The organism is Paenibacillus jepli, from assembly GCF_047238105.1.
GTDB lineage: Bacteria > Bacillota > Bacilli > Paenibacillales > Paenibacillaceae > Paenibacillus_D.
Genome location: NZ_JBDFMD010000001.1, coordinates 4,425,610 through 4,435,000, shown reverse-complemented (window position 1 = coordinate 4,435,000; position 9,391 = coordinate 4,425,610). Strand labels below are relative to the sequence as shown.

Sequence of the window (9,391 nt, the reverse complement as noted above, 5' to 3'; positions counted from 1 at the left end):
GACCAGCTCTTCCATCCTTTGAAGCACATGCTCCATTATGAACGACCGTCCTCTCGCCTCGAATAGTGATTCTGCAACTCCCATCAATATTATGTATGAAAGCCAAGACGGCCGGCGCCGGCTCTACGCCGGCCACCGGTCGCAATCGTGGCTCGTATCTTTAGTATGTGCAGTAGTAGTCCAAGTTAAAGTTCAAAAAGGTCGGTTTTCAGCCATCCGCTCATAATTACACTTTGGTTACGGGTGCGAAGGCAGCTAGCAGCCGCTTGACGCCGACCGGCGCAGGGAAGGCGATCTGAAGCTCCATATCGTTGCCCTCGCCCTTGACGGAAACCACCGTGCCGGTACCCCACTTGCCGTGCGACACTTTGTCGCCGACACCAAAGCCTGCTCCGGCCCCGCCAGCCGCAGCTGCCGAGCCGGATGCCGCAGCAGCCGCCCCGCCGGTCGTCACGCGCACCGTGCTGCCGCCTGCTCCGGCCGCTGCCGCCCCAAATCCAGGGCGGCCTGACGGCGAGCCTGACGGGCTGCGCCCGCCCGCCCCCCGGTACCCGAAGCCTGTCGCGGGTTCCTGCGCATAGCTGCGGCGGGCGCCAAAGCCCGCGCGGATGCCGCCGCTGGTACTGGTACCGGGGGCCTTGAGTTCCTCCGGCACCTCCTCCAGGAAGCGCGACGGCGCATTGGCGCTGGTGCGCCCGAACAACGTACGCATGCGCGCGCACGTCAGGAACAGCTGCTGCTCGGCACGGGTGATGCCGACATAGGCCAGCCGCCGCTCCTCCTCCAGCTCTTCGTTGTCGGAGAAGGCGCGGCTGTGCGGGAACACGCCCTCCTCCATGCCTATGATGAAGACGACCGGGAATTCCAGCCCTTTGGCGCTGTGCATCGTCATCAGCACCACATTGTCGGAGTTGTCCGCTTCGGCATCCTCCGTCTTGTCCATCGTATCAATGTCCGCGATCAAGGCCAGATCGGTCAGGAACGCGACAAGCGTCTTATCCTCGTTGCGGTTCTCGAACTCCATCGTCACCGAGAGGAACTCGTCGATATTCTCCAGACGGGCCTTGGACTCCAGCGTATTCTCCCGTTGCAGCTCCAGCTTGTACTCGGACATCTCCAGCATCTTCTCCGTTAACTCGGTCACTGACAGATAATCCACCATCCGGGTTAGATCGTCCAGCATCTTCTTAAACGCCGCCAGCGCGGTGCGCGCCCGCGAGCTGACATCGAGCCAGTCCAGCTGATCGAGCAGGGCAAAGATCGAGATCCCCCGCTGTGCAGCCTCAGCCGCCAGCTTGCCCATCGTGGTGTCGCCGATGCCGCGCTTGGGGACATTGACGATCCGCAGCAGCGAGATATCGTCATCCGGATTGGAGATCAGCCTCAGGTATGCCAGCAGGTCTTTGATCTCCTTGCGGTCGTAGAACTTGATGCCGCCTACGATCTGATAAGGAATCTCCGACTTGATGAGGATTTCCTCGATGACGCGAGACTGCGCATTGGTGCGGTACAGAATCGCATGATCAGCATATTTGCGGCCTGTTCGTTTGTTCTTCTGGATCTCCGAGGTAACGAAATAACCCTCGTCATGCTCCGAATCGCCCATATAGACGGTGATCGGATCGCCTTCGCCCCGGTCGGTCCACAGCTTCTTGGGCTTGCGTCCCGTGTTCTGCCCGATGACGGCATTGGCGGCATTGAGGATATTGGAGGATGAACGGTAATTCTGCTCCAGCAGGATCGTCGTGGCTTCGGGATAGTCCTCCTCGAAGTTCAGAATATTCGTAATGTCTGCGCCGCGCCACCGGTAGATAGACTGGTCGCTGTCGCCGACGACGCACAGATTATGATGCTTGTCCGCCAGCATGTTGCAGAGCATGTACTGCGCCCGGTTCGTATCCTGATATTCGTCGACATGAATGTAGCGAAACTTGTTCTGGTAGAACTCCAGCACCTCCGGCACTTCGGTGAAGAGCTGGATCGTCTTCATGATCAGATCGTCGAAGTCGAGCGAGTTGTTCGCCTTGAGCCGTTTCTGGTAAGCCGAGTACACATTGGCCACAATCTGCTGATAGTAGTCGCCGACCTTCTGCTCGTAACGGTCAGGGGGGATCAGCTCGTTCTTGGCACTGCTGATGACGGCCTGGATCCCCTTGGGCTCGAATTTCTTGGTATCGATATTCTGATCCTTCATAATCCCGCGGATGACTGACAGCTGATCGCTCGAATCGAGGATCGAGAAGCTGGAGCCGTAGCCGATCCGGTCGATGTCCTTGCGCAGCAGTCTGACGCACATCGAGTGAAAGGTCGACACCCACACATCTCCGCCCATCCCGCCGATCAGCGAGGAGACACGCTCCTGCATCTCGCGCGCGGCTTTGTTGGTAAAAGTGATAGCCAGGATGCTCCACGGAGCCACCCGGCGCTTCTCGATCAGGTATGCGATCCGGTGGGTCAGCACCCGGGTCTTGCCGCTGCCCGCACCGGCCATGATCAAGAGCGGACCATCCGTTGCCTTGACGGCCTCGCGCTGCCGTTCATTGAGCTTGCTGACAGCTTGGTCTATATCTATGGATTTAAACATCAACCGTGCTCCTTTGTTCGCGTTTGTTCGCCTGATTCCAGTCTAGTCCTCCTGCCCACCTCTGTCAATGTCTCCGGCACCTGCAATTCCAGGAATCAAACGCGGGCAAAAGCCGTGTCCCGAACAGCCTGCACCGTCTCCAGCGCGGCTTCCAGATGGTCATAGATCACATTGCCAACGATAACCGTATGCGCCGCTGCGGCAGCCGCGCTTGCTTTGGCCGGATCATCGATGCCGCCGCCGTAGAACAGCCTCGCTTGCGTCACGAGCGCCGAGGCCGCACGGACCAGCTCCATATCGCCGAATGTCCCGCTGTACTCGAGGTATACGATCGGCAGCCGCATCAATCGATCGGCCAGGCGCACATGGGCCAGCACCGCAGCAGCGTCAAGTCCGCAATCGGCACCCGTCAGACGAGCCGCTTCCGCTTCCGCGTTCAGGATCAGATAGCCCTCGGCTGCCGTGCTGTCCCAAGGGATGTAGGAGCCGTAAGCCTGCAGCCCTTCGATCTGCTTGCCGGTCATCCACTCGGTGCGAGCAGTGTTAAGCACCATCGGGATCAGATACAGATCAAAGCCCGGCACCGCCGCTTCGAGATCCGACACCTCCAGCGCGCAAGGCACCTCGTAACGACGGATCCGGGACAGCAGCTCCACTACTTTCTCGAAAGTGACTCCGCTGGATCCCCCTACGATCACTGCATCGGTCCCCGACATGCACAACGCGTCCAGTTTCGCATCGTCGATCTCCCGGTCCGGGTCCAGCTTGAACACATGCCGCCACTCTTCATACCGCTCTCTGTACATTGCCATTCCTCCGCCAGCTTGCTCATTTTCTCCAGTCTATGTCACCCCCGATCACGTGTCAATTTGCCTCCCGAACGCGCCCCCTAAGCCCCCATGCCGCCCTTGTTGCTGTTTGAGCCCGCCCCGCCGGTGGTAACAATATTAATAGAAGATGAGCACGATCTATTGAGGAGGACGCCATTATGATCGCCAATGACAGAAAACTGTACTATGTATCCGTATCCGGCAATGCTATCGAGACCCAGCCCTCCAAAGGAGAGCAGCTGACCATCGAAGCCAACGAAGAGGAGCTTGCCGAACTCCAGGCCGTTCTGGACCAAGAGCAAAGCAATGATGAGACGACTGCGCTCCGCACGCCGATCCCTTATAAATCCGCCGACCACGACTCGGCACAAAATGAATTTACCGATCAGCTGCTGGAGGTGTATCGGGCCATTTACCGGGTGGGCACTGAGGAAACGAAGACGCATATCCGCGGCATGAACATCCTCGAAGAGCTTAAAGAGACGGATTACAATCATCCGGGATATGAAGGAAGAGACACCTGAGGGTTTAGATAAACTCCACCAACGCATCTCTTCAAGCCCCATATTGGTGCTTAGAGCGGATCATAACCCACTTAATATTTGCAAAAAAACCGAAACTCTATTCTGAATAGAACTTCGGTTTTTTTGCATATTCACACACTTATTCTGATTCGGGAGCACTGCCATCATCTCCACCCCGCTCGGCTTCGCGAAGTGCTGCTATACGCTGCATGACCGTCTCTTCATCAGGATATATCATCAAATATTCGGTGAGCCCGACCATCCTGAACAGCTTCTGATAGTGCATGGATACACCGTAAGCAAACGTGTGGTACTTGCCCTTCTTGCCTGCCCTCGCAAGTCGGATAAGCACCGCCATCCCGCCGCTGTTAATATAGTTTATATTTTGCAAATTTAATATAAGAAAGCTCCGCCCCTGATCCAGTCCGTCCTCCCAAATGCGACTGCCTAGCAGCACAGTCTCGGCTGGCTTGTTCAGCTCCCCTCGCAGATCCAGGATCACCGCATCCCCGGTCATCCGCTCCTCCACTGTAAAAAGCTGCTCCATCTCTCCCACCTCTCCTCCCGTATCATTTACCCCTTACCCTTTCTTGTATTTCAGGAAAAACAGCTCCACATAAAATCCATCCTTGTCCCGTCCCGTCTCCCAATAGTCCGTCAGCCCGTCGATCAGCATGAGCCCCCATCCTCGAGGATCCTCATGCTCACAGCGATCCGTGTCGTACAGCTCTTCACGGTCGAGCGCCGAAGCATCAAAGCCGGAGCCCCGGTCATAGACGCGGTACACGATCAGATGTGTGCCGATCTGCGCCCTGACACGGATCAGCCGGGCGGCGTCGAGCTGATTGCCATGTTCAGCCGCATTGATGATCGCTTCGGCTAGGGCGCTCTTCATGTCGTCCAGCCTGACGGTCTGCGGCCAGGCTTCCAGGATCAGCTTCTCCAGTTCTGCCAGCACTTCCCGCTCGCAGCCATGTTCGGCAGGCAGACTCCACTGCCAGACCAACTGCCCGCCATCCATCAAGGTTATGCTGGCTCCTCCTGTGGCAGCCTGTGCCGTCTGCATCTGCAGAACGACGACAGTGCGATCGTCCTGCTCCCGGTCCCCGCCATAGCTGTCCATCTGCTTGAGCAGACCATCGACCAGCTGAGCAAGCGGCACCCCTGGCTCCCAGCCGGCTAGCTCGCGCTCCAGCCTCTCGAACCCGAACAGCTCGCCGGCCCCATTGCGCAGCTCTACCATCCCGTCCGTATACAGGACGAAGCGGTCCCCGGGCTGCAGCGAGAGCTCCACGCCTTCATACCGCGTGTCCGGATCAAAGCCGATCGGCAGCGAAGAGCCCTCCAACTGCAGAGGCGGCGCCCCGGCGGCGATGTAATAAGGCGACAGGTGACCCGCGCTGGCGTAGGCCAGTGTATGCCGCTCCGTATCCACCAGTCCGATGCCAAGCGAGACATAGCTCTCCCCGCCCAGTGCATCGCACAGCTGTTTATTGATGCGCTGGAGCACCTCGTCCACGCTGCCGCCGCGTTTGATCTCGGAACGGAACAGGACGATGACGGCAGACATGACTAAGGCTGCAGGCATGCCTTTGCCGGAGACATCGCCGATGACGATGGCGGTTCGCGATTCATCCAGAGCGACTACATCGCACAAATCGCCGCCAACCTCCCGCTCCGACCTGCTCCAGGAGAAGATGCGAAACGGGCCGACCGTAATATCTCCTGGCGGCAGCAAGCGCTGCTGGATATTATAAGCCAGCTTCAGCTCCTTTTCGAGCTCCTCGTACTCTTGGCCGATCTTCTCTCTCAGCTCATTGAACGCCAATGCCAGCTCTCCCGCCTCATCCCGGGAGATGACCGGCATCTTATCCATCAGCCGCCCCCGTTCCCGCTGTCCGCGGACCAGCTCCCGGATGCTGCGGATCATCCCCCGCAGATCCCTTCTGAACTCGAGGGCGATCACGCTGAGCATCGTCATGCCGAAGACAAAATAAAACAGCGACGAAGCGGCAAAGGCGCTCGAGTCCATCCCATGGCCGCGATGATCCGATACGATGACAAACTGCAGCAGATTCAGGATCGCAACCAGAAACGTACCGGCATAGGTGACGATCAACGGTCCGATGATCGTCGCCCTGCCCGCTCCGCTCAGCCGCAGCGGCTCAAGCTGCAGGATAAACGGGCGCGCGCTGCGACGGATCAGCACGTACAAGACGATGCCTACCGTCAGACCAAGACCGGTCTCCCCCAGCACCAGCTGAAATTTGTCCAGCAGCTCTTGCCGGCTCCAGGAGCGCCAGCCGCCTTGACCATATACGAGTTGACTGCCATGCAGCGTGACGGACACCGCCGCCGACAGCATCGTCAACCCGACGAATACTTCATAAGGAAGCGTCAACAATCTAGTGATGGCGGTTTCTCTGGCCTTTTGCGTAGGCTGTCGGCGGCACTGCCTGATCAGCGGCACAAGACGCCAGCAGGTGTACGCGGAGAGGAGCAGCCAGATCGCCAGCAGGACTCCAGCCATCGCCAGGCTCCCGGATCGCTGTCCGACTACGGCTTCGTGACGCAGCCACCACACCTCCAGATACCGCACACCCGCCCCGAACAGCAGGGCAGCCGCATAGACCGTCATCAGCTTGCGCATCAGTGCGCTGCACATAGACGCTCTTATGGCCATAAAAGTCGCCTGGTCTCTTCGAGCGGCACGGTAGCCAGATCCTCCTCGCAGATCCTCTCCAGCCGCCGGTACCAGCTGATCGCTTCGGCTTCATGGCCGAGCCCTTTCCAGAAGCGTATCATCGCCTGATAGGCCTCCTCATGATCCGGCCGCAGCGCAATCCACTCATTGAGCCAATGCTCGGTACGGGTCTTGTCTTCCCATTCCCCGTAATACTCCACCAATCGCTTTACCGTTAGCGTCTGTCTATCAAGGAGCTGAGCCCGCCACCGTTCCAGCCATTCGGCATAGGGCAAGTCGCTGCCAAACGGACCATAGAGTTTGGCAGCATCCAAGTAGAGCTTGACCGCCGCTTCACGGTCGTCAGCCCACAGCTGGTCTCCGACACGAGTGAGCGCCTGATATTGCTCGGCATCGATCACGCCAACGCACGACTCCTCGATGCCGATGACGCCGCCGCGCACATAGACGGCACCTTCCCACCCGCTGGCTTTGAGCATATGTCTGAGCTCATGCAGCGAAACATACAGATGGTTAGCCAGCTTGGCCGCTTCCCCCTCGCCGAATACCTGCTCCAGGATGATCTCTCTCATCGCCCGGTACCCTGGCTGCAGGAGCAGGTAGATGAAGAGCTCCCGCGCTTTGCGCCGCTTCCACTTGAGCTCGATCTCTTCGCCAGCCCCGGTTGTGAATCGCAACCCCGAGAACAGCTGCACTTGCATCGTAGCCTGCGCCGCTGCTGCTTGGTCCACGGCCTCTTCCCTCGCAGGCGCTATCGTGGCCGAAGCCGCGGATTGCTCCTCGGTCAGCGCGCCCCAGTCCGGCCGCCGCTCCTGCAGCGTCCGGGACAGACGCTCTGCCAGCCTGAAGGCTGCCGGCGAACCGATCGACCGGGACAGCCTCATCGCCTTGCGCAGCCAGGCAGCCGCGTTATGCTCATTATCCGCTGCCACGATCTCATCTAGCTCGCCAGGCATCACGAACAGCTGGACCTCAGCATCATGACTGAACTTCTCCGTACCGGTGACAGGACTCTCTGGATGACTGATCGCTTGCGCCAGGATATGAAAACGGCCGGGCAGTCCCTCTTCCTCTCCCTCCGGCAGACTGGCGCTCTCCTGCAGCTGGTCATACTCTGAAGACTCGGCGCCATCATCCCTCAGCAGCAGATAGGCCTGGCCGCATAACGGATACAGCGTCGACCATTGACGCAGCAGCTCCAGCCACCGCTCCCATGCCACCGAGTCCCGGAAGCTATCGGCGTCATACACCCATCGGTCGAGCAGCAATCCGGCAAACCAGATAGGTTCACCGGCGTCCGCAAAACGGGCAGCCGCTTCCCGGTACCGAATGTCCGCCTGCTCCCATCGCTTGTGATGGTCAGCCTCCCCCGAGGTCCCGCCTTGACGTGCAAGCGCCCACAGCACGAAGCCGCTGCACTGGCCTGGTGTCCGATCATACTCCTCCTGCAGAAAGTCAAGTACCGTCCGGTTCTCCGGCGTGCCGCCAATCTGCGTGTACAGCAGCGCCAGCAGTCCCATCATCGAGAGCATCTCCCGTTCATTGCTCTGGGCTGCAAAGCCTTTGACAGCCATTGACAGTTGCTCCGCCGCTTCTCGCGTTTCCCCTTCCGCCAGCAAGCGGATGCACTCGACACGCAGCAGCAGCGGCGAAGTCTGCCGGATCGAAGCAGGCAGCACGGCGTAGGCCTCCCTTTCCGGCAGCTTGCCAGCGAGATATTGCTGTTCCAGCTCCAGCACAAGTCGGCCCCAATTGATCGATGTCGTTGTTTCGCTAGGTTTGTTCATTGGAAGATACCTCTTGCTTGTTTATTTTTATCCGGTGGATGAACGCTTCCCGCCCTTTTGTTCAGAAGCTCTCTTTATTTCTTTATCGGTATGTATAACCTTCTCGTTCACCCTTGTCGATTCCTGCTATTACCAAATGTTTGCTGTCGAATGCAAGAAAAAACCGACCCGTTGACGAGTCGGCAGAGGAAAACCAATCTAGTATGTTGTAAATGCAAAAAACTTTTGAAACCGGTACAACGTCTGCTTTACCCATGGAAGCTTCTCTTCATACGCCTCGTAGGGCAGCGTAAACTCGGCATCGGCATTGTGCCATAGCCTCTCGAAATGGGCGATTGCGCTCTGCATGACAACCGTATCATTGGGAGCGCTCACTTCAATGTTGGCCTCCAGATTAAGATCAGCGAGATTGCGGCGGGTATAGTTGGTGGAGCCGGTCGTCAACAGGCTTCGCTCGCGGCCTTCGATCAGCAGCGTCTTGATATGGTACTGTTCCTCGGTAGTATTGTACCAGCGCAGCTCCAATCCTTGCGGCACCCGCTCCAGCAGCTCGGCTGCGACCGGCCGGTTCGGCAGACCGATCTTTTGCTGGCCGAAGGCATTCTCGTTGGGATCGAGGATGAGCCTGACATCGACGCCGCGCTGCGCGGCTTCGACGATCGCGTCGATCACCTCGCGGTCTGCCAGATAAAACATCCCCAGCCATAACCGCTCCCCGGGACTGGCTCCTGCGATCATGGCCAGCGTGCCTTCCTTGATCTTGCCTTCTGTTACCCAGCGTACACCGACTGTGTCACCGGACGGCTCCCCGGACAATGGTCCTGCCGTCCCTCTGCGTTGCGGCAGCGCCAGTTCCGGTACGGTGTCGCCAGAGTATCGGATTACGGCCAGCTCCGCTTCCAGCGCCTCTGTGAGCAGGCTCCCGCTGAAGCGAACCGCCATGTTGCTGTTATAATAACTGG

At 58.6% G+C, this 9,391-nt stretch carries 8 protein-coding genes (1 of these 8 cut by a window edge); 1 reads left to right on the top strand and 7 read right to left on the bottom strand.

Translation table 11 applies throughout. The features are described 5' to 3' along the window. The 3 genes from ligA to pcrB form a co-directional block, all read right to left on the bottom strand. Positions 1-36, bottom strand: the 5' portion of a protein-coding gene (gene ligA / locus ABC336_RS19135) for an NAD-dependent DNA ligase LigA (protein ID WP_413240159.1). It extends 1,977 nt beyond the left edge of the window; only the first 36 of its 2,013 coding nucleotides appear in the window; its start codon is at positions 34-36; its stop codon lies beyond the left edge, outside the window. Between the two features lie 190 nt (positions 37-226). Next, positions 227-2,584, bottom strand: a complete 2,358-nt coding sequence (pcrA, locus tag ABC336_RS19130; protein ID WP_413240158.1) for a DNA helicase PcrA — start codon at positions 2,582-2,584, stop codon at positions 227-229. Between the two features lie 95 nt (positions 2,585-2,679). Further along, entirely contained in the window at positions 2,680-3,390 is a 711-nt protein-coding gene (gene pcrB / locus ABC336_RS19125; protein ID WP_413240157.1) for a heptaprenylglyceryl phosphate synthase, read from the bottom strand. 182 nt (positions 3,391-3,572) lie between these two features. On the opposite strand from pcrB, the gene ABC336_RS19120 reads away from it, so the two are divergent. Beyond that, the gene (locus tag ABC336_RS19120; protein WP_413240156.1) at positions 3,573-3,938 is read left to right on the top strand and encodes a hypothetical protein; all 366 of its coding nucleotides are present in this window, start codon (positions 3,573-3,575) and stop codon (positions 3,936-3,938) included. A gap of 139 nt (positions 3,939-4,077) precedes the next feature. Here the strand turns inward: ABC336_RS19120 and ABC336_RS19115 are convergent, their stop codons facing one another. From ABC336_RS19115 to ABC336_RS19100, 4 genes are all read right to left on the bottom strand, one after another. Then, the gene (locus tag ABC336_RS19115; protein ID WP_413240155.1) at positions 4,078-4,485 is read right to left on the bottom strand and encodes an STAS domain-containing protein; all 408 of its coding nucleotides are present in this window, start codon (positions 4,483-4,485) and stop codon (positions 4,078-4,080) included. 33 nt (positions 4,486-4,518) lie between these two features. Then, entirely contained in the window at positions 4,519-6,621 is a 2,103-nt protein-coding gene (locus ABC336_RS19110; RefSeq protein ID WP_413240154.1) for an ATP-binding SpoIIE family protein phosphatase, read from the bottom strand. After that, positions 6,612-8,429 carry an AfsR/SARP family transcriptional regulator gene (locus ABC336_RS19105; RefSeq protein WP_413240153.1) on the bottom strand — a complete coding sequence of 606 codons (1,818 nt, stop codon included), beginning with the start codon at positions 8,427-8,429 and terminating at the stop codon, positions 6,612-6,614. Before ABC336_RS19105 ends, ABC336_RS19110 begins: the two co-directional genes overlap by 10 nt. Positions 8,430-8,627: 198 nt before the next feature. After that, entirely contained in the window at positions 8,628-9,371 is a 744-nt protein-coding gene (locus ABC336_RS19100) for a phospholipase D-like domain-containing protein (RefSeq protein WP_413240152.1), read from the bottom strand. Positions 9,372-9,391: the final 20 nt, after the last annotated feature.